Origin of the sequence: Croceifilum oryzae, from assembly GCF_030814315.1 — a bacterium.
GTDB lineage: Bacteria > Bacillota > Bacilli > Thermoactinomycetales > Thermoactinomycetaceae > Baia > Baia oryzae.
Genome location: NZ_JAUSUV010000003.1, coordinates 199,986 through 226,555, shown reverse-complemented (window position 1 = coordinate 226,555; position 26,570 = coordinate 199,986). Strand labels below are relative to the sequence as shown.

The following is a 26,570-nucleotide window of genomic DNA, read 5'->3' as shown; positions in this document are numbered from 1 at the left end:
GAATCAATCCATGTCGATGTTAACAGCCACCAGCATTACCAAACACTTTGGCGGACTCACTGCTGTCAAAGATGTCTCCATCAACTTTGAAAAAGGATCCATCACTGCCGTCATCGGTCCTAACGGAGCAGGTAAAACCACATTCTTTAACATGATCACAGGAATCTACTCCCCCGACGGCGGAGAGATCCATCTCGATCAAAAGCCCATCACGGGCCTAAAGCCCAATTTCATTGCGGAAAAAGGGATTGCACGCACATTTCAAAACATCCGTTTGTTTAAAGAGATGAGTGTCCTCGAAAACGTAATGGTCGGCATGCATACCCACCTAAAAGCCGGCTTCCTTGGCACACTATTTTCAACACCTAAAGTTCGTTCTGAGGAAGAACAAGCCCGCTACGATGCATATTCTCTTCTCGAATACGTCGGCCTAGCCGATTGGGTAAACCATCAAGCGAAAAACCTCCCTTATGGGGCACAGCGCAAGTTAGAAATTGCCCGAGCGCTAGCCACTCATCCCAAAGTCCTACTTCTTGATGAGCCTGCCGCCGGGATGAATCCAAAAGAGACTACTGAATTAACCGATCTCATCCTACAGATCCGGGATGATAAACAAATCACCGTCATCCTCATCGAACATGATATGAAACTCGTGATGAGAATCTCCGAGCAAATCTATGTGTTAGACCATGGTCAACTCATCGCCCAAGGTTTACCTGAAGAAATCCGAAACAATCCCAACGTCATTGAGGCTTACCTAGGGAAAAGTGCCATTTCAGTATAAGAACATAGGAAAGGAGACCCTTATGAGTCTACTTCAACTTCAATCCATTCGCTCCTTTTATGGCCAGATAGAGGCATTACACGACATATCCCTACACGTCCAGCAAGGTGAAATTGTCACCCTAATCGGCTCCAACGGCGCCGGTAAATCAACCACCCTCAAAGCCATTTGCGGACAAGTCAAAACAACAGGGACTATTTTATTTGAAGGAAACGAAATTCAAAGCCAGCCTCCCCACACTATCGCCGAATTAGGAATTGCTCATGTTCCCGAAGGACGACGTATCTTCCCAGGACTCACAGTAAAAGAAAACTTAGAGATGGGAGCCTTCCAAGTAAAAGATAAAAAACAAATTACCGAACGGATGGAACGAGTTTTTCAATACTTCCCGAGAGTAAAAGAACGACTCTCTCAAAAAGGAGGAACCATGAGCGGCGGGGAGCAACAGATGCTTGCCATCGGACGTGGACTCATGATGAATCCCAAGATCCTCCTACTCGACGAACCCTCCATGGGCCTAGCCCCCGTTGTCGTAGAACAGATTTTTGAGATCATCCAAAAACTAAACCAATCCGGGATGACCATTCTCCTAGTCGAACAAAACGCCTACCAAGCCCTACAAATCGCCGATCGCGGCTACGTCATCCAAACCGGCTCCATCGCCCTACAAGACCACGCCGATGTACTACTCGGAAACGAACAAATCCGCGAAGCCTACCTCGCCTAATACCCTCAAATAAAAAAACTAGACCCTACATGGAGTCTAGTTTTTTTATTAATTAAATTAAAAAAATAATATTTTATATTTACTTTCATTATGTAAGTGACTTATGATTAAAGTTGTAACACTATATTCTATTTTACTAGGAGGTTGACCTTTTGGAAGGGGTCATAAGTAACTCACTGTATTTGATATTCGCATTATTCCTCGTTTTCCTCAACGGATTCTTCGTTGCTGCTGAATTTGCTATCGTAAAAGTTCGAAGCACTCGAATTGCCCAAGTAGGGCATCGACGCGGTAGGCTCGCACAAAAGGTGCTTGCCAACCTAGATGCATATTTATCAGCAACACAACTAGGGATTACCCTCGCTTCTCTCGGACTTGGTTGGGTGGCCGAGCCAGCTATTGCTAGGCTTCTCAAACCCATACTCATAGTTTTCCAAACACCCGAATGGTTCATTCACACGATCTCTGTGGCAGTTGGCTTCCTGATCGTTACCTTCTTACACATTGTAGTAGGTGAGATGGCACCCAAGACTCTAGCAATTCGTCAAGCTGAAAAAGTTACCCTGTGGATCGCTGCGCCATTACACTTGTTTTACTCTATCTTTCGGCCTTTTATTTTTGTCCTCAACGGTTCCGCCAATGGGCTCTTACGCGCATGCGGCATTGAAACAAACGACCATCACTCTGCTCACACCGAAGAAGAGATTCGCTTGGTACTCCAGCAGAGTCATAAGAGTGGTTATATTGATAAGACAGAGATGCAGTTATTTGACAATGTATTTGACTTTACCGAGCGGATTGCTCGTGAAGTGATGATCTCCAGAACCCAGATGACCTGTATCTACTCAGAAGATGATTTCGCTACAAACTTAGATATTATTGTTAACTCGACACATACTCGATTTCCGATCTGTGAACAAGACAAAGATCAGATTATCGGGATTATCCATATACGAGATGTATTTGAAGCATTAGCCAAAGGAAAACAACCCACATTAAAAGATTTATCTCGTCCCGTCTCGTTTGTCCCAGAAACGATGGAGATTAAAGATGTTATGTTTACCTTACAAAAAAATCGCGCGGGGATGGCCATCGTGGTCGATGAATTTGGTGGTACATCAGGGATTATCACATTAGAGGACATCATGGAAGAGATTTTTGGAGAGATTCAAGATGAATTTGACCAAGAGCTACCTTTATTCCGTAGTACGGGTTCGCATACATCCATTGATGCACGCTTGCTATTAGAAGATGTAAATAGACATTTTAAACTAAGATTAGAAGATGAAGATAACGATACCATTGGCGGATGGCTTTTCTCTCAGCTACAAGCCATTCCGAACATCGGAGATTCGCATGATGCCTTTGGGTATACGTTTGAAGTAGAAACCATTGAAAATCGTAGGATCGCACGTATTATGGTGAAGAAATCACCTGTTGCAACATAATCGCTTTCGAATCATCATAGAAGCCCTTCAGCTGCTGTCTGAGGGGTTTTTTCATGTGAATCAGGGCTGACATCCAGCCCCTATTTTGCACACAGCATAGCCGCCCCTAGGATCGCACCACGCTCAAACAATTTAGCTGGAACGATTTCAAAGGTACCTCTATAAACAGGCATCGTTTCTTGCTCCACTTGTAGGTGTAGTAAGTCGAAAAATCGTACCCCTGCTTTTGAAACACCACCACCTACTACGATGCGCTCTGGATTGAAGATATGGATATAATTCGCAAAGCCAATTCCTAGATAGCGAATCACGTTTTTCACAATTTCATCTGCAATGGAGTCTCCCGCTTCCCACGCTTGGAACACATCTTCAGAACGTACATCTCGATCCTGCTCTTTCGCATACTGGAAGAAAAGGGCTTGTGGATTCGCTTCTTTGGCCCACTGAGCGATAGCTGTACCCGAAGCGACGGCCTCTAGGCACCCTTTTCGCCCACATCCACACACAAAGCCTTCTGGATCGACCACCATATGCCCCAGCTCACCAGCAAAGCCTTGTTTGCCTTGGATCGTCTGCCCATTTAAAATGATTCCGCCACCTATACCCGTACTGATTGTAACGAAGATGAGTGAATCGGCTCCCTTCCCTGATCCAAAATGGTATTCCCCCCAAGTGGCCGCATTGGCATCGTTGTCAATATGAACGGAAACACCAAACTCTTTCGCTAATCTTTCAGCAAGCGGAAACCCATCGAGACTCGGAATATTGGACAAGGTTAAGATCGTTCCTGTCTGAGGATCTGTTAATCCGGGTACGGCAATCCCAATCCCATAAATAGGCTCCTCACCGCTTGCACGCATAATCACTTGCTTAATCCGCCCATATACGCTTTCGGCTCCTTCATGAGCACGGGTATCGATTCGGGTCTCATTTGTGATGTGTCCACTTTCATCTACACATGCCGCAGCGATCTTGGTTCCACCTAAATCCACACCTATATAGCGTGTCATCCATCATCACCCAGATTCTATATATTGATAAGAAAAAACCAGCATCCACAAATGTAAGTGCTGGTTTCCTCTATGTACTCCAAATTAAGCGTTAACTTCGTCTTTTAACTGCTTACCTGGTTTGAATGCTGGTACTTTCGTAGCTGGGATTTCGATTTCTTCTCCAGTTTGCGGATTGCGGCCTTTACGAGCTGCACGATCACGCACTTCAAAGTTACCAAAGCCAATCAGTTGAACCTTCTCACCCGTTGCTAGAGCTTCTGTAATCGCATTCAATGTAGCGTCTACAGCAAGACCCGCATCTTTTTTCGTCAGCTGAGCAACTTCTGCAACTTTATTGATCAATTCGGTTTTGTTCAAGCTTAACCCTCCTAACAATCAAGGACAGCCTTATCTTACAAGGCATTTCTCCTGTCATACCTATATTAGCTAGATTTGTTCAGCCATTCAAGATTTATTTTTAAATAAATATAGGAGAAGCACGCCCAGCATCACAAATATCCCTAATGCAGCAAACGTTAACTTCAGTAACTTCCCAACCACAAGGAAGAAGAGAATCATCAATCCGACTACATACCATCTACGTTTTTCCATACAGTCCTCCACTATAAAAAAGTGATTTAAACCGATTTAGCGTGTCCTTTCTGTTAACAAGGAGGAAAAAAACTTGTAACACGAAGGTTTTTTCGGAATAATAGATATGTACCTTACCCTTTAACAATGCTAATTTTATAATAAGATAGATGATAAGCCATCCGATCTCAGAAAAAGGTGATGCCGATGGAAGGAAGGCTACTAGCCGGGCGATATCAAATACATCATATCCTCGGCACTGGTGGGATGGCAACTGTATACAAAGCCTATGACAATGTTCAAGATCGCACGGTTGCGATCAAGATTATGAATCAACGTCTCATTTATGATCATGAATATGTCCGACGCTTTGTATGGGAGGCTCAAGCCACTGGCCGATTGTCCCATCCAAACATTGTAAATTTGTATGATGCCGGGCAAGAAGGTCCTCTCTACTATATGGTGATGGAATATGTAGAAGGACAAGCACTACGGCAACTCATTCAGTCTAAGAAACGATTAAGCGCAAAAGAAGCTATGCAAATTGCGATTCAGATTTGTAGTGGCCTTCAACATGCACACAATCATGGCATCATTCACCGCGATATCAAACCACATAATATCATGTGCACTCCAGGTGGACGATATAAGGTGGCTGACTTTGGAATCGCGCGCCTATTACGCAACACGAACAATCTTACCAAGACCGGAACGATCATGGGCTCCATCCACTACTTCTCTCCCGAACAAGCAAGAGGTCATGTAATCGGATACCCTTCAGATCTATATTCACTTGGTATTGTTATGTATGAGATGGTCACAGGTAAGGTCCCGTTCCACGCTGAGGAGGATATTGCAATCGTATTAAAGCATATCCAAACCCCCGTACCAGACCCCCGTAAGATCAATCCAGACATCCCAGCTGAGTTCACACAAGTATTGCGCAAATCGATGGAAAAAGATCCTAAAAAGCGTTTTCAAACAGCTGAAGAAATGAAAAAAGCACTTCAATCTGCCCTGCATGCTACGTCCAAGGAGAAAAATCCGGCTAGCAGGAGATCAGAGAGCCTTACCAAAACGAGGTCAAACTCAAAAGCCTACTCTATCTCGAATACAGATCGTTCTCGCTCCAGTGCACAGGTTCAAGCTCAACAGAGACCCAACGTAGACTTGAGAAGAAAGCGTACAGTTGAAGCTACTAAGAAAAAATGGATTTATCTGATCGGTGCCATTTTCATCATTATCCTATTTGGGATTCTATTAAATTCATGCCTAAATAGTAATAACCAAGAAAGTAACCATTCAATCGAACAAACAAAACGAACTCTAGTGAGATAAGACCCCTTCACTAGAGTTCGTTTTGTTTGTATTCTATGACCTAAACCAATAAAAAAACAGAAACGAACTTTCTCGTTTCTGCGGACAGCCAACCCCTCATTTTTTTCGTTCTACTCTTTCTTAGCACCCAAAGAGAATACTATTTTTAGAACTAAACCAATTGCTGCGCAGGTAAAAAACAAACTAGAATACGGCTTTAGCCCTGCAATTACGTATTTAGACAGTAAGTATGACACAAATGAAAGTACCAAGATAACCTCAGCTACACGGGTCAATTTTTTCATTCTTTGATCACTTCCTTATCAAGAGATTGATTTCATTTCAGTATTTCTTCGGTACGTTCTTAAATAAGCCCATACAATTGTGATTCCTAGAAGCAGTAGCTTCACATAAATGAAATGGAACCAAATTAACCAAGGGATTTCGATAGATAAACAGGTCAATATACAAAAAAAGCTGACTTTCAGTTTCTGCCCTACTTTCAACTTTCCCTTGGGCACCTTTACAATCAACGTGGCTATGTATAAGCATATTAATAGCAAAATAGGATTAAGTAGCTGACTCGGATTTAGCATTCCTGAGAGAATCTCCACAGAAAAAAATAGTAGCCCGAGCAAGAAGACAAAGACACCGTGTATAATATTTAAACCTAAGCGGTCTAATCTATTTGCGATAGGATAATCAAGTAAGTTGTGCTTCTCTTCCAACTGATAATCCACACGTAGATTATTAAATGAAAAATATACAATCATAAAAGAAGGATACAACAAATCAAAATGGTCCTTCGAATCAGATTTACCTAAAAATATGTAAGAAATAGATTTAACAAAAAATAAAATGATTCCAATGCCTAACATCTTACTAAGATACTCTTCACTCCGTAAGAGCCGGAGTAAGTGAATTTTTAAAGCAGGACCCAGTAGGCTTTTACGTGGGAATAAAGCCGAACATAACTCTACTATCCTCGCTGGGACTTTTAGCCTAGAACTACTCGTATGAGCACTCTCTACTAGGCATCTCTGCACCATGTAAGGATAAAATACTAAAATGAGTACACTCAGAAAAACGAGGATCATGTCTACAAACAACATGACACTATCAATCGAGAAACTCACATGAAATCGATTCCATACATTATAAATGATAATGAGAAAAGCAAAAAAGATCAATTTAAAAATGAGTGGGGAGAGATTAGTCCCCTTTCGAAACATGTTGTAAATGCTAATAGAGGACCATACAAAATTCATTAATTGAACCCGAACAAGTAGCATCACGACCTGCATGAAATCAGCATCAAAATAAAGTAAGACAGAAGCCGCCAGAAGAGAGTCGATGATAATAAAGACCCATGAATTGCTATTACACGAAACATAATACCAAAAAAAGCGATGTACCGAAACCGGCATCGACTTGGCAAAGCTAATCGTTGTAGAGGTACTTTCATAAACATGAGTTGTTACAAAGTAGTAGGACGACTGTAACAAAAACAAACTAAAAAAATAGATGATAATAGCGCTTTTCGTTCCAAAAAAATGAACTAAACAAGTTAATCCGATGGCTACAATGAAACAGAACACGATTTGTTCGATCCATATCTGAGCTTTGCTTCTATTTTCTGTTTCATTCGCCTTATCCCATATTTCTCTATAAATAGATAAAGTTACCATTTCCTACTTCCAATCCCCTCATGCTGTTATGCTCACAGCAGGAATTATTTCTCCATTCTCCAAAGAGAATATCTCATCTACAAAATCAGCGTGATGCATAATGTGAGTGGTGAACAAGGTAGTAAGACCTAAATCTTTTCGTTGTTGAAAGGATTTTTGAACATATTTTACTGTCTCAGCGTCAAGCCCTTCAAAAATCTCATCACACACCAATAAGGCTGGTTGATATAACAAGCAACCGATCAGTTGAATTTTCTTTTTCGTTCCAAAAGATAGTTCCTTAATTAGATGATTTAGTTCGTGGGTTACGAGTAACTGCTCCGCAAGCTCTGTAATTCTTGCTTGAGGGACACTCAACTGATAAATATCGATAATAAAACGAAAATATTCATTAGGTGTTAAAATGTCCATAAATTCATGTCGATCCGATGAGATGAACCCTGTGTTTTTACGTAAAAAAACGCGATCCTTAATACTCTTTCCTAAAACCATAACTTCCCCTTGCTCTACACTTTGATAGCCTAACAGACAACTAAGAAAGACAGTCTTCCCTATGCCGTTACTCCCTCTTATTACTGCAGTAGTTCCTTTTTCAAGTGTAAAGTTGATATCCTTTAATACCGTTTTTTCACCAAATGACTTAGACAATCCACGTACATCGACTGCAAGTTCAACATTTGCCATACTGACCATTCACCTCTAGAGTGTTTAGGGATAAAGATAAAGGGTATTTATCTTTATAGTATCATGAAAAGGGAACTCAATTTCTACACTAAGTCGAGGAGTGTAAAATTGAGTTTTCTTTCTTTATTAGAGCAAACCTGCTTTTTGAAGTGCATCATAAATGATACCTAGAGTACTTGTATGCTCTACTAGCCACCAAACAAATGACCAGAATCCTTTATCCCAAGCAGCTTTTGCTGAGTTATAAACGCTTCCAGCGCCTTTCTTAATTGCGTCCCAAGCTTTAGGACCATGTTTTTTAATCGCATTTGCAATCGCTTTTGCTTTTGATAACCAACCCATTATATATCTACCTCCATATGTTTATATCCCTTTATCTTTATCCACATTTTAAATTATAGAGTATAGAGTATAGAGCCTCAATTTCGTATTTCCGAAGAAATTGATAATTATATATTAATGCGCTTTGTTTTTTACTTTAACTTTCAATTCCATTCCTAAATGCACCTGCTACTATACCAACTTTGGTAGAAACTCCCATCTTTTTTGCAATCCCCTGGATGCGATACTCAACCATTCGCTGCGAGCAACGTAACTCCATAGCGATCTCTTTGTTAGGCATTTCCTGTATAATCATGCGAATAATCTTACACTCTACCTCACTAAAATCCATAGGTTTCACATCAGCTAACATTCGTTCACCTCTCAATAAACTTTTCTAAATCATGTAATAATATTAAAAAATATAAAAATACCTGTCAACAGCTATTATGAATCATTATTCATATAAAGACAAGCCCTTCCAACAAATCACTTAGAAGGGCTTCATTTTCCTATTAAATTCTTACATTCCTATTAATTAGATGAAACTTCTTTCTTCTCAACTTTGGAACGTTGATACCAAAATAACGGGAGTCCTACTAAAGTAAGTAGAATCGATATCAAGCTATCCATTGGCTTTTCCCACAGTGTGCTAAATACGACAAACAGAGAACCCAATATCGACACTAACGGAACAAACGGATACCAAGGTACACGATATTCGCCAGGCTTCATTTCGCTCCCTTTGCGTAAGCGGAACACCGCCATCAAGGCAAAGATATAGAATGTAAAAATCGAAAACGTAGCTATATCGCTTAAGCGATTAGAATCTAGGGCACACATAAAAATAATTCCAATCCCAGTAATGAGGAAAATAGAATTCACAGGAGTCCCAAATCGCTTCGAAACAAATGCAAATACCGAGGAAAAAGGTAATTGTCCACGAGTTGCCATCGCATAAGGTACACGTGGCATACTTAAAATTTTACCATTTAAGCTACCAAAGATTGATACTAAAATCCCAATACTGAGTAACTTCCCGCCAAAGTCTCCAAATAAGATAGTGGATGCTGTTCCAGCAGCATTTTCACCGAGAGAGACCACTTGAGCCGCAGGTAGTACATGCAGAATTGCAATATTAATTAGCATATAGGTAGCCATGATCAGTAAGAGTCCTGCCGTAATGGCCTTTGGTAATACTTTCGCAGGATTTTTCACTTCTCCCGCGACCGAACCAACTAAGATCCAACCATCATATGCAAACAGGGTAGCAAGTACCGCTGAAGAGAAACTAAACTCTTGGCTCGATTCAAATAAAACACCTAGAACTTTAGAGTCTCCATACCATAATCCAAATACCGTAATTAAGAAAACCGGAATCAGCTTACCAAACGTAGTAACCGTTTGAATCCATCCGCCAAAGCGGGCTCCTAATAAGTTCATTCCTGTTAAAAACAACACGGTTATAATTCCGATAGCTGTCTGCCAACTTTCGGACCATGAGAAAAAGTGAGCTAACAGTGAGCCAAAGTACAGTCCTAAGGCTCCAATCAGTGCGGGTGCATAGATAACTGTTTGCATCCATCCACTTAGGAAACCTAAAGTCGATCCATACACTTCTTCAATATAGGTATATAGTCCACCCGTTTTCGGGATTTTCACAGCCAATTCAGCAATCGTAAGGCCCGATGCAATCGTAATAATTCCACCAAATAGCCATGCTAACAAAGCAATAGTTGAATCTCCTGTATATCCTAAAACCACACCTGGTTTTAGAAATACACCAGAACCAATTACGCACCCTACTACAATCGAAAAAGCATGAATAAATCCTAAATCTCTCCGCAACCCAGTCTGTTGCTGCATCTAGTTCTCCATTCCCTTCTATGATTATATTTTATCGAACTAAAGCAATTAGAAATAAATGTATCAGCGATGGCTGATTTAGTCAATGGTTCTTAAATAGTATAATTATTTATACAAATAAAAACTACCATAGAAGGTAGTTTTTATTTGTATAAATAATTAGGAAACCTTTACAACAAAAGGTACTGTAAATACCTTGTCATTACGTTTAAATTGTCCCCATATTTTATAGGTTCCTGATTTCGGAAATGCCGTATGAAATTTCGCCTCAGGTCCTGTACTTTTTTCATCCACCGGATGGACATGTAAGTATTCTTCCATATTCTCACTTAAGATAACCACATGTCCAACTGCTCCTAGATAAGGTTGTAGATCTGTAATTCCTTGTTTGCTGATCGAGTCTTTCATTTGAAAAATAAGCATCGTTTGCTGATTCACTTGCGGCTCTGGAGAGATCTGAAGACTGATCTCCTGTCCATCCACCACTTTTACAAGCTTCTGATCTGGCTGGATAGCTTCTTTTTTTACATCTCCTTGAACCGTAAACATATAGGTTTGAATCGTCTGTGCCCCATCTTTTGGAATATAATCAGCAATGAGTTTATATTTACCCGCCTTAGGGACCTGCGTATGAATCGTAAATTCGCCATTTCCTTTATACTCTGGATGTACATGATTAAAGTAAGATAAATCATCACTCACCATAATTAGATGAAGCAACTTTTCATGATTTACCTTAAATTCAGGTACGGTCTTCCCAGAGTCATCCATGATTTTCATATTAATTTCACCAGATGATTTCGGTGTATGAATCGTCGTAGACCATTCAACATGAGTCTGTAACTCAGCCTTATCTTCTTCTGCTGCTTTATGATTAACATGAGAATCAACAGGCTTGGATGGTGGATCATTGCTTGCATTTCCACAAGCTACTAAAGCTACAACTAGAAACAAGCAACTTATTCGCATGAACCATTTTTTCATGATACTTTCTCCTCTTTAAAAGAAACTCGTTGTAAGCGTAGGGCATTTAAAACAACCGAGACCGAGCTAAATGCCATCGCCGCTCCTGCTAACCATGGGGCTAACAAACCCAGTGCCGCAATAGGAATTCCAAGCATGTTATAAGCAAGTGCCCAAAACAGATTTTGCTTGATATTTACCATCGTTTTTCGGCTCAACATCATCGCATCCGCAACACTACCCAAGTCACCCCGAATTAAGGTAATATCGGCTGCTTCCATCGCAACATCTGTACCCGTTCCAATCGCCATACCTACTTCTGCCGTTACCAATGCAGGAGCATCATTCATCCCATCCCCGACCATCGCAACTTTACGGCCACTTTCTTGTAGCTCCTTTACGACATCAGCCTTACCAGCTGGGAGCACTTCTGCCATCACACGATCTATTCCAATCTGATCCGCGATCGCCTGTGCCGTACGCTGATTATCTCCTGTTACCATAATCACCTCTAAATGAAGCTCTTTTAAACGTCTAATCGCTTCAAGAGAGGTAGACTTGACCGTATCCGCTACGGCAATCAAACCCGCATACTTACTTTCAACAGCAACGATCATCACCGTTTTGCCCAAGCTCTCCAAGTTAGACATCGTTCTCTCGTCCGCTTCTTGAAACGCAATATGATGTTGATTCATCAATCTTCTTGTTCCAACGAGGATTTCTTTACCATGAATGAGCGCACGGACACCATACCCCGGAATCGTTTCAAATTCCTCTGGTCTTCCCAGCTTATATCCTTTTTCTATCGAACCTGCCACAATCGCTTCCGCCAAGGGATGCTCCGAATTCCTCTCAGTAGTACCTACCAACGATAAAAACGAATCTTCATCCCATTCATCTGTAAAGATGACATCTGTGAGAATGGGTTTCCCATTTGTAATCGTACCGGTTTTATCCAGCACGACTGTATCAATAGACTGAGTAGACTCTAGATATTCTCCACCTTTAAATAAAATCCCCATCTCTGCCGCTCGACCCGAACCAGCCATGATCGAGGTGGGAGTCGCTAAGCCTAATGCACACGGGCAAGCGATAACAAGGACAGCAATTGCTTTTTCCAGAGCACCTGAAAATTGATTCGGATCCACAAGAACATACCAGATCAAAAATGTGATCATAGCAATTCCCACTACAATTGGAACAAACACGCCTGAAATTCGATCTGCTATCCGTTGGATAGATGCTTTAGACCCCTGCGCTTCTTCGACTACTTTAATAATTTGGGCTAAAGCGGTCCCTTTTCCGACCTTCGTAGCTTGTATGATCAGCAAACCATTTTTATTTAAAGTGGCTCCAATCACTGTGTCGCCCACTTTTTTATCTATCGGGATGCTTTCACCCGTTAACATCGATTCATCAACAGCCGAAAGTCCATCTACCACTTCTCCATCAACCGGGATTTTTTCCCCCGGCTTTACGACGACTTGATCCCCAACTACTACTTGCTCCGTGGGAATCAATATCTCCTGCCCATCTCGAATCACACGAGCCGATTTCGCTTGCAGTCCCATCAGTTTCTGAATGGCTTCGGAGGATCGCCCTTTCGCCCTCGCTTCCAGCCATTTTCCTAAGATAATTAACGTAATCAATACAGAACTAGTCTCGTAATACAACTCTACATCATGCCCTACTTGCGAAAAGCTTGTAAATGTCAGATAGACGCTATAAAAATACGCGGCGGAAGTCCCTAGGGTGACGAGCACATCCATATTGGCGCTTTTATGCATTAAAGCTTTTATAGCACCCACGTAAAAATTCCATCCGAGAATGAATTGGACAGGCGTAGCGAATACAAACTGAAACCATGGGCTCATCAAAATATCAGGTACCCATATCCATGAAGTAAAGGAAAAATGGCTCACCATCGCCCAAAAAAGCGGAAGCGATAATATAGCAGACCCAATAAATCGCCATTTCTGCTTCTCAGTCTCTTGTAGGCGATCTTCCATCTGCTTTTTATCTTCCTCGTTTATCCTTGCCTGAAAGCCGATTTGTTCAATCTTCTTTATAATTTCCTCTGATGACACAACACTTGAAGTATACTCGACTTTAGCTGTCTCCAAAGTAAAGTTAACAGCTGCAATCTCCACACCCTCTAATCGATTTAATACCTTCTCGATTCGATTGGCACACGCAACACACGTCATTCCTGTCACTTGAAACGAGGTTGTTTGCTTCGTCATACTCACACCTCCATTCATATCTTCTACCTCATATCCTACACCACATCAAATCCTTGATTTTCTATTACATCCTTAATCTGCTCAAGAGTTACTTTTCCTTCATGAAACTCCACTGTTACAGATTTACCTGCTAAATCAACGTTCGACTTTACTCCAATCTGCTCCAATGCCCCTTCAATCGTCTTCACACAATGATTACAAGACATACCCTCTACTTGTAGAATTTGAATCATATCATCTATCTCCTCTATATTTATTTTTTCTTAGATACTATCATCATACCCTAACGGGGTATATTACGATTCTATTATACCCCATTAGGGTATGTAAAGTGAAAAACTGCACGTAAAGAAGGAGCTATCATTGCAGGATTAGTGGGGATTCTTTTTCTGTATTCATTAATTTGGTTGTTGATTAGTACAAAAAATCCGCTAAGGAAAACTAGCGGATTTTTTGTATAGAGTCCCTTTAAAGCTGATGAGGATACAAGACGGTCAAATCTTTGGATAAACCTTGATTGTGTAATGCTTGAAAAAGCTCTTCAATCGTCTCTTCGTTTCGAATTTCAAGCACTTCCATAAACAATTGTTTCGCTTCTTGATAAGTAGGGGGTTGGGGACTATATAGCATGTCCATAGATACCCCGGGAATGTTTTTCTTGAAAGGCTCTTGACCTGTAAGGCGATCAACTAGAATTGACTTAACTAGTCCGAAATACGTTTGTTTCTTTCCATACACCTTGTTTCGAACACACCAGTCCCAAAAAGCGTACTTCTCATTTGTCACTTTCGAAAAAGATAGGTACTCAACCATTTCTCTTAATTGAGCTACTTCTTCTTTTAGTAGCTCCAACTCGCTTAAGGGTTCTTCAACGTACTTTTCTTTGGCTTCTTCAAGTTCTTTTTTTAAGCGTTCCATTCTTAACCTATCATCCACTTTATCACCTCATTTATAGCACCAAATTGTCGATGATCCACTTAACAGTATTAGCTATTTGCTGTGCATAACCACCATTCATCCCTAAAGTACCCACCAGAAAATAATATAACTTTTCCTTGATGATACGGGTAGTCACATCGGGAATCTCAGCAATCTCGTCAATATAGTTGGCAATAGACCTTGAGTTCTTTGAGAATGCTTTAGCAACATCGTCGTCCAATTCCTTTAAAAGCTTTCCAAGTAAATCACCACCGTGACGAATGGCGGAAGCTAAAAGCTGTGCCGCCAATTTTGTAAGGTAGCTCTTTACGCCTTTTTGGTTTATATCTCCTTTACCATTTTGTAGTTGTTGCTCAAGTTGTACATTTGTAGGTATATCTGTTTTTGCATGAATAACAGGAGAAGCATTCGTTTCTGATGCAAAGGCTTGCAAGCTTGTACCTATACCAGTAAACAAAACGGAAGTAGCAAGTGTCACTGTTAAGATAAATTTTTTCATCTCTCTCAAAACTCCTTTTAAATTGAATAAAAAAATACGAAGGATGAGCCATTAATTCTTCTACATCCCTCGCATTTACATCATTTACATAATGAAGCAACCAGTGAAAATACCGTAAGGATAGACCCCATACATCAAAGCAACTAGATTCCTGCTTCTAAAGGCGGATCGCCTACAAACAGTCTGTACATAAGGTCGTGCCTCCTCCTAACTCAATTAACATGATAGAGGGTAAAGTCTGAGAACAGGTTATCAGTAAATAAATGGCGAAATTAGATAAATGAGGGAAAAACAAGTCTAATCGGAAAAAATATCATACCCATGTCCATAAAAAATGGTGTTGTTGTCCATTTCGAATTTTTTCCATGTGATGTTTGGTAGATAAATCTTCACTTTCGTGTCAGTTGTGATAACAAGTGTCTGCTCTGTCTTTCTACGTGTAGCAACATAGACTGCTTCCGTAGTTTCGTCAGGTAATTGGGTGGTCCGACGTTCTTCCAGGTCAAATACTTGTTTTAAGGCTAATCTAGAACATTTTAAGGCTTCTAAAGACTTGGCTTTGATATGAAACCGTAGCATGTTTTTCCCCTCTCTTTATCAAGCTTTCGCAATTATCTACTAGGATGTTTCCTGACTATAGTCTACTATGTTACGATAAAAATACAAAAATTTGGAATTATCTACAATTTATGCAGTTGAGATAAAGGAATCCAATATACTTCTTTGTATTTTAACTCCTACCCTTTCCCATACAACCTGTTGCGCTCCACATTCCATTGGAATCCTCTCGCCGCTCCAAAATGAGGTGAAAAAATGGCACTTATTTTAGTAAATAATTACTGGCTCAAGCAATTAAAGAGGCTAGGATCGCTCGAAAAATGCACCAAGACGACGTTTCCATCGAGACAGGTATATCATCCTCTCACTTGTATAACATTGAGAAAGGATACTTCAGGGTAGATCGGGACAAGGTTCAAAAGGTTTGTGATTTATTCAAGCTTCATTTAGAAAATTTTCTAAGTGAAGAGGTTGCACCAATTGAACTTGATATCTCCCAGTACATCAAGCTCATTGAGTGGGAACTTACTCAGAACCCATCAAAAGCTATGGAACATCTTCGTCAAATAGAATCACAGCAAGTACATCTTTTTGGAAAAAATACCAACTTGGAGATGTATGCAACCCACATCCGAGCCAAACACGCTAAAATGAATGAGCAGTACGATCTAGCTATCAAATACTACAACGCTGTAATAAAGATCGCTACTGAATCGGGGAAGTCTCTACATCACAATCTAGTATCATCTAGTTACTATGGAATTTCACAGGTTTTACATCGACAAAACAGATTATTACAGGCAATACAAGCCATCCATCGAGGGATTGATGCTTTTCGAACAGAAGGCGAGCGTGTTTATACTTATATGTTGCTTCGAATTAACCAAGCTTCCATTTTAGAGAAAATGGATAGAGATAATGAAGCACTTAATCTTATTGAAAAATACTGGGATGATCGTTCTTATCTAGAGTTTTCAGACGCGCGTCTTAATCTGTATCAGATTAGAAGCGAAATTCTTATCAAACAAGAACGTTTTCAAGAAGCTGTAGAGATTGCGAAAATTGGCTTTGATTTAGCTAGGTTAGAAAAAAACGTCGACCGTACTTTTGAATTTCTTTCATCCATTGGATACGCATTTGCAAGGTTGGGGAATTTGCAGGTGGCTAAGGTTTACTTTGAAGAGGCAAACCGACTTCAATCAAAAATCAGAAGAAAAGTCCTTGCTTCTACGACTTATATACAACTAGCAAAGATCTATCTGCAACAAGGACAGTTTGAGGATGCAAAACAGCACCTAGAAATCGCATTAACACTTTCCAAAAGTGATGACTACTACCACGCAAAAACTCTCACCGCTATGGGAGAAGCACATTATCATCAAAAAAAGATGGAATCTGCTTTACAGTACCTAGATTCCGCTCGGAGGATAGCAACTAGACTGAATCTTGACAACATGGTTAGATATACTCTAACCTTATTATTAGATATATCTCATCATTTAAAAATGTCTATACATGAGGAATACTTGGAATTATTCCGTTCTATCTTTATAAAATCCACTACCCAAGGAGGGATTGGTATGTTCGGATTTGTAAACGACCCACCAGATGATTAACCACTTTTCTAAAAAGACAACACAAAAAAAGAATGGCTAGATTGTTGTAATCACTAGCCATTCTTTTTTTGTGTTTAGATATATTAATTCACATACGTCTCAAACCAAAAATGAAGAAACCCAGCCGTCGTACGTTGTGCTTCGATCAGTCTTTTTCCAGCAGTCGGAATCACTTCTTCCCGCCACTTTGCCGCATAATAATCCGAGAAAGTCGCTCTCGTATACCAATCAAAAACTTGAGAATTTAAGATCCCTGGGGCATCTTTTTTCGATTGAACAGCCGCTTTATGTAGCCAACCTTCAGCCGTATTTGAAAAATTCCAGTATCCAACATGATCTGTAACCTTGTAATTCTCTTTAAAACTATCTACAAAATCCTCAAACTTAGAATGAAACCCCCATGGCATCGTCGCACTTGTGAAGTTTGATGAATGCATGGGCTGGGTCAAATCTGTCAAGAAATGGAGGGATAATCCCAGATAATAAAAAGCCTGTTTTACATCCTTGCTTCGATACGCCTCTCCAGCCATGTGGAAATACTTAACCCCTGTTTCTTTAGCCGTTTTCACACCCGGTAGGTAGCTACTACCCGTATCAGGATCATAAAAGTGAGAGCTAAACGTTCCAAAATTGTTATACGTTACGATATGGTCTGCATCATATAAACCTTGTGCCAGATCATCTTTCCATTTTTTCAACAGCGATACTTCTTGCGACTGTACTTCATTACTTCCTGTCATGATGTCTATACTTCGTGAAACAATCCACAGATGAGAATTTGTTCCTTCCTCGTGTGGATGACCCGTTGTCCAATTAGGGTTTATAGAATGAGAAGGATCTACACTTGCTGCTGCTTGAAGCGGAAAAATGGTACTTGCTACTAGAAGTATACTAGCAAACATAATTCTACCCTTACTTTTCACAAAGCTCTCCCCTTCGCGTTACAATGAACTCTTACAATCTACCCATTTATCATTTGATAGATTCACCTTCATTATAAACGATTCAAAAGAATTATTTAACTCATCATTCAGAATTAATTCGTTGCTAAGGGAGCTTATTCACCCATTCCTTGTCATACACACTATCCAAATACCTCTCCCCACGATCTGGCAGTACCGTAACTACCCTAGAATGACTCGGCAACTGGGGCACTAGCTTTTGCAGTGCCGCCACAATCGAGCCAGATGATCCTCCAGCAAAAATCCTCTCTCGCTCCAATAACCGATAACAACCCTCAACTGATTCCCGATCATTTACATGAATCACTTGATCAATCTCATCAGGCGTAAACAACTCAGGTACACGGCTGGCACCAATTCCCGGGAGTTCCCGTGGAAGAGAAGGAGTACCGAAGATCACCGATCCGACCGCATCGACTGCAATCACTTTCACATCAGGAAACGCCTCTCTTACTCTGCGCGAAATCCCTAGTATACTCCCCGTCGTGCTCACCGCACAAACCAAATAATCGATTGAACCGTCGATTTGTTTTACAATCTCACTCCCTGTACCATAGTAATGAGCTTGCCAGTTTAGCGGGTTTGCATACTGGTTTACCCATGAAGAATTAGGGATCTTTTCTAATAACTCCTGAACCCTACGAATCCGTGTCTGTAAGTATCCACCATGTTCGTCAGGTTCATGAACCATATCGACCTGGGCTCCAAGGCAACCAAGCATGTGCAAGTTTGTTTTTGTAATTTTGGGATCCACTACACACGTAAAGGGCAACCCATAAAACTGGGCCACCAACGCAAGACCAATCCCTAAATTCCCTGATGTGCTTTCAATCAGATGAGTATCCGGTTGAAAAGTACCATCACGAAGACCTTGCTCAATGATATACCTCGCTGGACGGTCCTTCATACTTCCGCCAGGATTTAACATCTCAAGCTTGGCATATAAACAAATACTTGTCTCTCGAAACAGAGAACACAACCGCACAAGCGGAGTATGGCCAATACCATCCATATAAGAACCCATAATAGGAGGTACCCAATCATCTCCTGAAAAGGATTTCATATTATTCACCTCAACAACACCCTCCTATTATTGAGAATTTTTTATGTTAAAAGGTCATCAAAATATGTATATGCAAAAAAATAAAACATAGTTGCATAAATACAACCATGTTTTATCAGTTTCCAGCTTACTATGCCCCACGCTTCAACGTCTTGAAAGTACTTGTATCTGCGATCCGTTGATCCGCAACAAAAACTTCTCTCCGTCGACTTTGTTTCACTAATAATGTAAGCACCATTAATCCTTCCACTACCAGAACTGCACCTACTATATCTAAGATCACATGCTGTCTAATGAATACAGTCGAAGCAATAATGAGAAAAGCCATCACTGCTGTCAAGATTTTCACCAAGCGGGATACATCCGTTATTTTCAGAACCGCTCTCATTACCACATAGGTAGTCAGAACATGGATACTCGGAAAACAGTTATAAGGTGCATCACTCTGATAAATCCATTGCAACATTTGGCTCAAAAAGTCATTTCCCTCAACTACAGGACGCGGTACATGCGTTTGATAAATGATATAAATACTATAGCAAATTAATAGTCCGAGATTATATTGCAATAACGTTTCATAATAAACCTTGCGATTTTTAAACATTAAGTAAAGCAACGTAATAAACACAAAAGCATACCAAAACATATAGGGTATAACAAATATTTTTAGTAGAGGGGTTTGTTGATCGAAACTCGTTACTAAACTATATACTTTTTCCTGTGGACGATTTAGAAATTGATAGATAAGTCCTAGCAATGGGATCGACAAAATGGAAGCAAGCGCTATTAAATTAGACTTTGTAAATAGTGTTTTTATCATAAATTTTGTCCCCCCTCATTGTTGATATAAACAAGTAAATCCGTTTTCTACCACTCTATAGTAAATGGAATCTCTACTAAAAACCATATGATAACCTTACGCTTAACTTACTATTTTGTAAGATACCTTAAGAACTGCCTACTTTCATAAAGTTAATATAATACTATAATACATCAACAACAAATCTAATATTGTATACCCAGAAATCAACAAACAAAAAACATCCATTCCTCAAACGAGAAATGAATGTTTTTTGTTCGAAAAATCTTACAGCTTTACACTTCTCCATCGTCGCCAAAGAAGTCATCAAATCCGCCTGCCAAATCTTCCGCACCATCGAAGACCTCGTCCATTACTTCAGCTGCGATCATACCCGCGGCAAAGCCTCCGATAGCCCCCATCGCAGCTTTGCCCATTCCACCCGAGGAATGACTACGATGATGTCCATGACCATAATGATGATGACGATGTCCGTGATGCCCATGATGTGCGTTTTGTCCATGGTGAAAATATCCTGAATATCCTTGAGAGTACATACTTGGATCGTTCACGATCTCTGTAACCACTTGGTTTAAATGCTGGACCAAGTCCGAAGTCTGATTTAGCATTTCATTCGTAAGCCAAATTTCGCGCTTGATCTCCCTTTCGCCAAAGAATGAGTATAAATCAACTTCTAAAAGTAACCGTATTCCGCCTTCTTCGATCGCGGCTCTAAATTCTACTTCCTGCACTTTATCTCGGAAATAATTAGTTGGTGCAAACGCAAATTCTTGCATATATCCGTCAAATGAACGTGAATCATATTTTTCGTGGAAACCAAGTTGTTGGAACGCATGGATGACTTGTTGAAGACGGACTGGAGGATCAATGTGAACAAAATCACGATCTGAAGAATCAACTCCGCCTGCGATGTCTAAACGAGTTTTAAAGAAATACGCCACTGAAGAACCTGATACAAGTAAGTTATGAGGCATTGTGTACGAAAATGGGAAAGTGCGTCTCTCTGAAGGTTGAATATGAAATGTATGATGGAACGGAAACGTTTGAATCACTTGTTTGTATTCATGACCATCTTTTCGAATACTCACTACGAAATCGATATCAATTCGGTTGATCTTCTGCTCTACCTCTCCACCTTGAATCATAAGGCTTCCACTAACAGCCTCTCCCAGTGTAAAAGATTGCTTATCCAATATTAAGTCCACCTTTGCAGAACCATGACCAAATTTAGCAAATAAACTTTTAAACATATCAATACCCCCGTCTATGTAATACCTTTATTCTATCAAAAAGTGAAAACGAGTTATGTACGGTTTTTTGTTGAAAATGAGTACAATTTCACATTCAGATTCTCCCTGATTCAAAATGCTACAATAGAACATCTTAAATTGTACATACCACTGGGGTGATTCTCTGAAACATAGAAGAAACACCCTCAATACTCAACAATAAGCCCTCACATCTCTACTCATCGAGAAGTGAGGGCTTACTGTTGAAAGCCTATACTCTTTCTAAAAATTCAATGCGATTACCAAATGGATCCTGGACGTAAAAACGATTCGCACCTTCTAATGGTTCATCGTCTATTACGACGATTTCATTGTGAATGAGTTGTTCACGCAATCCATCTAGATTTTTCACCTGAAATGCAGGATGTGCTTTTAGAGCTGGAGAAAAGTCTTTTTGAATGCCAATATGTAGTTGCTGTGTCCCCACTGCAAACCAAACTCCTCCACGCTTCTTTAGATTATCTGGCTTAGGGATTTCATTCATCCCAAGGATATTACCGAAAAAAGCACGTGCTTTCTCTTCACTATATGCTGGTGCCGCCAACTGAATATGATCAAGTCCTTGAAATTGAAAAGTCATATCACGATCCCCTTCCTTTACTGAGCCGTAACCTCTAGGAAGCGATCTTCCAATGATTTCGCTTTGCTTTGAATACCATATAAGCGGACTCCATTGTGAAGAAGAAAACTACTTACTTCCGAGATGTCTTCTCTATTAATAGAAAGGACGAGTCCATTATCTTTTATAGCTACCTTACTATTCGGGAACTGCTCTCTCACATGGCGTTCTGCGAGGTCAAGCGGTTCTACTTGGAAAATGACTGGAGTCTCTTGATTATCCCCATGGATAAACTCATTCATATCCTCCACTTTTACCAGCTTACCTTGTTCAATAATTCCAATTCGATCACACATGAGTTCCATCTCACTTAGCAAATGACTCGAAACAATCACAGCTATATCCTCTTCACGGGCTAGTTTCCGTAGATAATCACGTAATTCACGAATCCCGGCTGGATCGAGTCCATTCGTTGGCTCATCCAAAATGAGGACAGAAGGCTGATGAAGGAGTGCCTGGGCCAATCCGAGACGTTGTCTCATACCAAGAGAGTACGTCTTCACCTTATTATGAATCGCATTCTCCAGACCGACCAATTTCACGATTTCATTGATACGACTTTCTGTAGCGCCCACCATACGAGCATATTGCTTTAAATTTTGATATCCCGACAAGAATTTATACATATCCGGATTTTCTACAATGGCACCAACCTTTGCAACAGCCTTCTCGAAATTCTTCTGAATGCTGTTACCGTCAATGGTTATATCTCCAGCTGATACTGAGGTGAGGCCTACCATCATCCGAATGGTTGTCGTTTTTCCGGCTCCATTTGGTCCTAGAAAACCAAAGACTTCACCTGGATAGATATCAAATGTTAAACCTTTGATGATTTCTTTCCCTCTAATTACCTTTTTCAAGTCTTTTATCTGTACAATTGCTTTTTTCATATGACCCATTCCCCTTTCTCTCTAAATGGCGACGTCCCTTTTCTTAAAAGTAATCATAGCAATGGCTAGGAAGAGGATGAAATAGGCACCTAGTACGATCGAAGAGAAGGAAGTTGTCATTCCCTTAATAAGGGCTTCTCCTGAAGACAAGTACTCCGTATGTACAAATGGCGTATACTTAACCCACGTATATTTCAGCATAAATATTGTGGCAATGTTACTTCCAAAATAAGCAGCCATTGAGAGACCGATTGCTAGTCCATTACTGCGAAATACCGTTGAAATCATAAATGTGAATGTAATTACAAAAAATGGTAAAATAAGCGATAGCAAGAAGTTTTTACCCCAAGTATAAAGGAAGGTTTCCTTCACCAGATGGTCCCCTTGCATCACAGCATGAGGTGCAGTGATTCCCTCAAAACCAAGCAATAGTCCACCTGCTATTAAGGAAAGAAGGACCCCTAATAGTAGTAAGAAAGCTGTAGAAATCAGCGCAGAAACGTATTTTGAAAGTAATATTTTAAGCCGATGGATGGGTCTAATTAACAATAACTTAATCGTTCCCGTTGAGAATTCACTTGCTACACTATTAGCAGCGATAATGATCCCGAAGAAAGCACTGAAGAAAATAATCGCCCCTTGTTCATCATTTAAATATGTATGTATCGTGTATGGTTTGATATTATGGGTCAAGAGATATTCACTTTTTGCTATTTCCTTTTGTACCGTCTCCTTTGTATCTTCGTCTACCTCTTTATCATTTAGTATTGCTGTATTCTTCTCGATCCCCTTCTTTAAGTCCGCTTGTCCATCAGCTGGCTGTTTATACCCTCCCACAAATGTGTTTAGTAGTACAACAACTACCAAGAGCCCCAACATAATCCATGTAGATAACCGAAAAGACGTCTTAATATTTTCATTATGAATCAACTTAAAAAACATAACTCACTTCCTCCTAATCTAAAAATTTATAGTTCTTTACAATACAACCATAACACATATACCCTTCCATTCTCTTCATTTAAACTTGATTTATTCTATTTTTTGAATATTACTCTATATACTACTCATAACGGAAATGAATCTGAGATGCAATTTGATGAATGGTCCCTCTCCAACTGTGGCTTTTGTAGCATCGGTTGGCATGTCGTGTTATAGCGTTTATCTCCACTCGTCTGCGTTACTATTTTTCGGTTAAGTCTCACTTCCCCTTGTTTGTTCATACGATCGTCAGCTCCCATTGTTAAAAATATGATTCTCTCGAAACAATTACCCCTACTATATGTCAAACATACATTCTTTTTCATAATTAAAAATAAACCTTAAAAATAAAAATTTCATTAATTTAAATTCTGTTACCCACTTTTATATTAATCCCACATCTCATTTCATAGGGAATAATCTTTTTTGCTTGTATAAATATAAATCTATTGAATAAAAAAAATAAACAATGTAACCTATTAATGTACTACATTCATACAGTAAAAATGTAAGGAGGATTCTTGGTGAAGAAGAATACCTGGAAAATCATATCTATTCTATTTATCGTGCTCGTGGGTGTTTGGTTTATATTCCGTCCCGAAAAATTGTTTATTGATAAAACAGTAAATGAAGCACTCCAAACACCTACTGGACAAACGCAAGGCTCGAAAATTCTATACCAAAGTCAGTTTCATAGTGGAGATACGTTTCATAAAGGCAAAGGAACTGCAACCATTCATCAACTGGAAAATGGGAAACGAATTTTGCGTTTCACAGAGTTTGAGACAGATAACGGTCCAGACGTAAAAATCTATCTAGTTGCCCTTCCAGAAATCAACAAAAGTAAAGAAGTAACCAAAGACAATTTTATTTCTTTGGGACAAATAAAGGGGAACAAAGGAGATCAAAACTACGAAATACCTGACAATGTCGACTTAAACAAGTACCAGACCGTTTCGATTTGGTGTGAACGTTTTTCCGTCAACTTTGCTTCTGCATCATTTAAAAAAGGAAAGTAGTTCTAATAGGATATATTGTTTCTATGAATGTATTTCTATATAAATCAAAAGGCTTTCCTTGTATACATGTCCAAAGAAAGCCTTTGATAATAAGATTTAATCCTGATTTTTCTCAAAGGATCATATCAGTTTAGAAATAAAGACAACCAACAAAATACCTGCCAAGACAAAGCGATAAATGGCAAACGGAGTTAAGCTAATTCTCTCCATTAGATTCAGGAAGAATTTGATTGCAAATAGGGCTACCAAAAACGCCGTAACAAATCCAGTAGCAAAAAGCGGCAGATCATCTACGCCCAAGATCCCCCAACTCTTATACAACTCCAGACCGCTAGCACCCATCATCATCGGTACCGCAACGATAAAAGAAAACTCTGCTGCTGTTTTATGATCCGCACCCGTTAAGAGCCCACCCGAAATAGTGGCACCAGAACGTGAAAATCCTGGCCATAAGGCAAAACATTGAAACAAACCAATCATAAAAGCTTGTTTGTAAGTAATCTCATCTAAACTGGTAACTATCACAGGGCGTTTCCACTTTTCTGCGATAATCATTAAAATGCCACCAAAAATAAGGGGATAGACTACCTTGTCAGAAGTGAATAGTCCCGATTTAATAAAGTCTCGCAACAACAATCCTAGTACAACCGCAGGAATCATCGCGACAATTACGTGCAGAATGGTAAGGTTCCCCCGCTTTTTCCTTCCATCCTTCAATTTTTGAGAGACATCGATTCCAATAAGGCTTAGCAATCGTTTCCAAAAAACAACCACAACAGCCAAGATCGAACCCAATTGGATAAATACTTCAAAAGTAGATGCCTTAACTCCCTTGAATCCTAATAACAACTCTCCTACCAAAATCATATGACCTGTGGACGAAACAGGGACAAACTCTGTCATCCCCTCCACAAAGCCCAAAACAATTCCTACAAAAACATCCCACCACATCATTTATCTCTCCATTTGTTACAGTTTGTCATCCTTTAATCGTTCTATATTTCTATGTATTAACTTGAAAACACTTTCGTAGTATGAGGAACATGTTATCATAATTATTCTTAAATCCACATCTTTTCCTTTATATAGACACTCATAACATCTTTTTTATGAAACGAACGTTTATATCATTCATCGCAAGCAAATTCTTTCACAAATAAAACCCGATCTTGCCCTCGACCATCATAATTCTTATGTACCGGCACACCTTGTACGGTATCGTTTCCCTCTACCATAGAAAATCCCATTTTGTGATGAAAAGCAATTGATACTTGATTGATAGGGGAGGTAACACAATGGATCATACGGCAGTTCTTTTCTTTAACTATCTTGAAGAATTCCTCGTATAACTTCTTTGCTAACCCTTCTTTTCGATAGTCAGGATGAACACCCACAAAGTGGATATATGCTTCCTGTGGGTTCGATTGTGAAATAAATCCAATAAGGAATGCAAGGACATCATGATCTTCATCGATTACGAAAGAAGTATCTTTAAAGTGATCGAAAAACAACTTCGGAAGCATATCCGCCACCTGCCTACCGCCCCACCAATCATCAATTACGGAAATAACTTTATAATAATCCGATTTCTCTACTGGTCTAATCTTCATGTAATGACATCCCTCTTTTCTCCTTACTACCATTAATCATCATCATACGCGAAAAAGCTGTCTTTTTTAAGAGACAGCCTT

General features: G+C 39.8%; 28 protein-coding genes and 1 pseudogene. 6 read left to right on the top strand and 23 right to left on the bottom strand.

Features of this window, described 5'->3' with window-relative positions; genetic code table 11:
- Positions 1–10: 10 nt before the first annotated feature.
- The 3 genes from J2Z48_RS04340 to J2Z48_RS04330 all read left to right on the top strand — a co-directional run bounded on the left by J2Z48_RS04340 (position 11) and on the right by J2Z48_RS04330 (position 2,959).
- Positions 11–784, top strand: coding sequence for an ABC transporter ATP-binding protein (locus tag J2Z48_RS04340; RefSeq protein WP_307251334.1), 774 nt, complete (start codon positions 11–13; stop codon positions 782–784).
- A 22-nt stretch (positions 785–806) separates the two neighbouring features.
- Positions 807–1,511 carry an ABC transporter ATP-binding protein gene (locus J2Z48_RS04335; RefSeq protein ID WP_307251333.1) on the top strand — a complete coding sequence of 235 codons (705 nt, stop codon included), beginning with the start codon at positions 807–809 and terminating at the stop codon, positions 1,509–1,511.
- 152 nt (positions 1,512–1,663) lie between these two features.
- Complete coding sequence (locus J2Z48_RS04330; protein WP_307251332.1) at positions 1,664–2,959, top strand: hemolysin family protein; 1,296 nt, start codon at positions 1,664–1,666, stop codon at positions 2,957–2,959.
- 80 nt (positions 2,960–3,039) lie between these two features.
- Here the strand turns inward: J2Z48_RS04330 and J2Z48_RS04325 are convergent, their stop codons facing one another.
- From J2Z48_RS04325 to J2Z48_RS04315, 3 genes are all read right to left on the bottom strand, one after another.
- Complete coding sequence (locus J2Z48_RS04325; RefSeq protein ID WP_307251331.1) at positions 3,040–3,969, bottom strand: ROK family protein; 930 nt, start codon at positions 3,967–3,969, stop codon at positions 3,040–3,042.
- Positions 3,970–4,053: 84 nt separating this feature from the next.
- Positions 4,054–4,329: a non-specific DNA-binding protein Hbs gene (gene hbs / locus J2Z48_RS04320; RefSeq protein WP_093292482.1), complete on the bottom strand. Its 276-nt coding sequence runs from the start codon at positions 4,327–4,329 to the stop codon at positions 4,054–4,056.
- Positions 4,330–4,416: 87 nt separating this feature from the next.
- A complete protein-coding gene (locus J2Z48_RS04315) occupies positions 4,417–4,563 on the bottom strand; it encodes a hypothetical protein (protein WP_307251330.1) in 147 nt (48 codons plus the stop codon).
- A 186-nt stretch (positions 4,564–4,749) separates the two neighbouring features.
- On the opposite strand from J2Z48_RS04315, the gene J2Z48_RS04310 reads away from it, so the two are divergent.
- Positions 4,750–5,880 (top strand): protein kinase domain-containing protein, encoded by a 1,131-nt coding sequence (locus J2Z48_RS04310; RefSeq protein WP_307251329.1) that lies wholly within the window; start codon positions 4,750–4,752, stop codon positions 5,878–5,880.
- Between the two features lie 302 nt (positions 5,881–6,182).
- Here the strand turns inward: J2Z48_RS04310 and J2Z48_RS04305 are convergent, their stop codons facing one another.
- The 10 genes and pseudogenes from J2Z48_RS04305 to J2Z48_RS04260 form a co-directional block, all read right to left on the bottom strand.
- Positions 6,183–7,547: a hypothetical protein gene (locus J2Z48_RS04305; protein ID WP_307251328.1), complete on the bottom strand. Its 1,365-nt coding sequence runs from the start codon at positions 7,545–7,547 to the stop codon at positions 6,183–6,185.
- An 18-nt stretch (positions 7,548–7,565) separates the two neighbouring features.
- Positions 7,566–8,231, bottom strand: a complete 666-nt coding sequence (locus tag J2Z48_RS04300) for an ATP-binding cassette domain-containing protein (RefSeq protein WP_307251326.1) — start codon at positions 8,229–8,231, stop codon at positions 7,566–7,568.
- Between the two features lie 126 nt (positions 8,232–8,357).
- Entirely contained in the window at positions 8,358–8,573 is a 216-nt protein-coding gene (locus J2Z48_RS04295) for a hypothetical protein (RefSeq protein WP_131848781.1), read from the bottom strand.
- 136 nt (positions 8,574–8,709) lie between these two features.
- Positions 8,710–8,925, bottom strand: coding sequence for a helix-turn-helix transcriptional regulator (locus tag J2Z48_RS04290; RefSeq protein WP_307251324.1), 216 nt, complete (start codon positions 8,923–8,925; stop codon positions 8,710–8,712).
- A 161-nt stretch (positions 8,926–9,086) separates the two neighbouring features.
- Positions 9,087–10,418, bottom strand: coding sequence for an APC family permease (locus tag J2Z48_RS04285; RefSeq protein WP_307251322.1), 1,332 nt, complete (start codon positions 10,416–10,418; stop codon positions 9,087–9,089).
- A 159-nt stretch (positions 10,419–10,577) separates the two neighbouring features.
- The gene (locus tag J2Z48_RS04280; RefSeq protein WP_307251321.1) at positions 10,578–11,402 is read right to left on the bottom strand and encodes a DUF8832 domain-containing protein; all 825 of its coding nucleotides are present in this window, start codon (positions 11,400–11,402) and stop codon (positions 10,578–10,580) included.
- Positions 11,399–13,857 (bottom strand): annotated as a pseudogene (locus J2Z48_RS04275) (heavy metal translocating P-type ATPase). Before J2Z48_RS04275 ends, J2Z48_RS04280 begins: the two are co-directional and overlap by 4 nt.
- Positions 13,858–14,092: 235 nt before the next feature.
- Positions 14,093–14,542, bottom strand: a complete 450-nt coding sequence (locus J2Z48_RS04270) for a hypothetical protein (protein WP_307251320.1) — start codon at positions 14,540–14,542, stop codon at positions 14,093–14,095.
- A gap of 31 nt (positions 14,543–14,573) precedes the next feature.
- Positions 14,574–15,062, bottom strand: coding sequence for a YqxI family protein (locus tag J2Z48_RS04265; protein ID WP_307251319.1), 489 nt, complete (start codon positions 15,060–15,062; stop codon positions 14,574–14,576).
- A gap of 297 nt (positions 15,063–15,359) precedes the next feature.
- Positions 15,360–15,641, bottom strand: a complete 282-nt coding sequence (locus J2Z48_RS04260; RefSeq protein ID WP_307251318.1) for a hypothetical protein — start codon at positions 15,639–15,641, stop codon at positions 15,360–15,362.
- Between the two features lie 260 nt (positions 15,642–15,901).
- On the opposite strand from J2Z48_RS04260, the gene J2Z48_RS04255 reads away from it, so the two are divergent.
- Positions 15,902–17,236, top strand: coding sequence for a helix-turn-helix domain-containing protein (locus J2Z48_RS04255; RefSeq protein ID WP_307251436.1), 1,335 nt, complete (start codon positions 15,902–15,904; stop codon positions 17,234–17,236).
- A gap of 83 nt (positions 17,237–17,319) precedes the next feature.
- Here the strand turns inward: J2Z48_RS04255 and J2Z48_RS04250 are convergent, their stop codons facing one another.
- From J2Z48_RS04250 to J2Z48_RS04215, 8 genes are all read right to left on the bottom strand, one after another.
- The gene (locus tag J2Z48_RS04250) at positions 17,320–18,159 is read right to left on the bottom strand and encodes a phospholipase C (protein ID WP_370872867.1); all 840 of its coding nucleotides are present in this window, start codon (positions 18,157–18,159) and stop codon (positions 17,320–17,322) included.
- A 124-nt stretch (positions 18,160–18,283) separates the two neighbouring features.
- Positions 18,284–19,261 (bottom strand): 2,3-diaminopropionate biosynthesis protein SbnA, encoded by a 978-nt coding sequence (gene sbnA / locus J2Z48_RS04245; RefSeq protein ID WP_307251434.1) that lies wholly within the window; start codon positions 19,259–19,261, stop codon positions 18,284–18,286.
- Positions 19,262–19,391: 130 nt separating this feature from the next.
- Positions 19,392–20,081 carry a phosphatase PAP2 family protein gene (locus J2Z48_RS04240; RefSeq protein WP_307251317.1) on the bottom strand — a complete coding sequence of 230 codons (690 nt, stop codon included), beginning with the start codon at positions 20,079–20,081 and terminating at the stop codon, positions 19,392–19,394.
- 275 nt (positions 20,082–20,356) lie between these two features.
- Positions 20,357–21,331 (bottom strand): sporulation protein, encoded by a 975-nt coding sequence (locus tag J2Z48_RS04235; RefSeq protein ID WP_307251316.1) that lies wholly within the window; start codon positions 21,329–21,331, stop codon positions 20,357–20,359.
- Positions 21,332–21,581: 250 nt separating this feature from the next.
- Complete coding sequence (locus J2Z48_RS04230; RefSeq protein ID WP_307251315.1) at positions 21,582–21,950, bottom strand: VOC family protein; 369 nt, start codon at positions 21,948–21,950, stop codon at positions 21,582–21,584.
- A gap of 17 nt (positions 21,951–21,967) precedes the next feature.
- A complete protein-coding gene (locus J2Z48_RS04225; RefSeq protein WP_307251314.1) occupies positions 21,968–22,879 on the bottom strand; it encodes an ABC transporter ATP-binding protein in 912 nt (303 codons plus the stop codon).
- Positions 22,880–22,900: 21 nt separating this feature from the next.
- The gene (locus J2Z48_RS04220) at positions 22,901–23,821 is read right to left on the bottom strand and encodes an ABC transporter permease (protein WP_307251312.1); all 921 of its coding nucleotides are present in this window, start codon (positions 23,819–23,821) and stop codon (positions 22,901–22,903) included.
- 125 nt (positions 23,822–23,946) lie between these two features.
- Entirely contained in the window at positions 23,947–24,102 is a 156-nt protein-coding gene (locus J2Z48_RS04215) for a hypothetical protein (protein ID WP_307251311.1), read from the bottom strand.
- Positions 24,103–24,384: 282 nt separating this feature from the next.
- On the opposite strand from J2Z48_RS04215, the gene J2Z48_RS04210 reads away from it, so the two are divergent.
- On the top strand, positions 24,385–24,879 hold the full coding sequence (locus J2Z48_RS04210; RefSeq protein ID WP_307251310.1) for a DM13 domain-containing protein: 495 nt from the start codon (positions 24,385–24,387) through the stop codon (positions 24,877–24,879).
- A gap of 120 nt (positions 24,880–24,999) precedes the next feature.
- Here J2Z48_RS04210 and bacA read toward each other — a convergent pair whose 3' ends face one another.
- Together bacA and J2Z48_RS04200 are read right to left on the bottom strand one after the other, a co-directional pair.
- The gene (gene bacA, locus J2Z48_RS04205) at positions 25,000–25,830 is read right to left on the bottom strand and encodes an undecaprenyl-diphosphate phosphatase (protein ID WP_307251433.1); all 831 of its coding nucleotides are present in this window, start codon (positions 25,828–25,830) and stop codon (positions 25,000–25,002) included.
- A 176-nt stretch (positions 25,831–26,006) separates the two neighbouring features.
- Entirely contained in the window at positions 26,007–26,489 is a 483-nt protein-coding gene (locus J2Z48_RS04200; protein ID WP_307251309.1) for a GNAT family N-acetyltransferase, read from the bottom strand.
- Between the last annotated feature and the right edge of the window lie 81 nt (positions 26,490–26,570).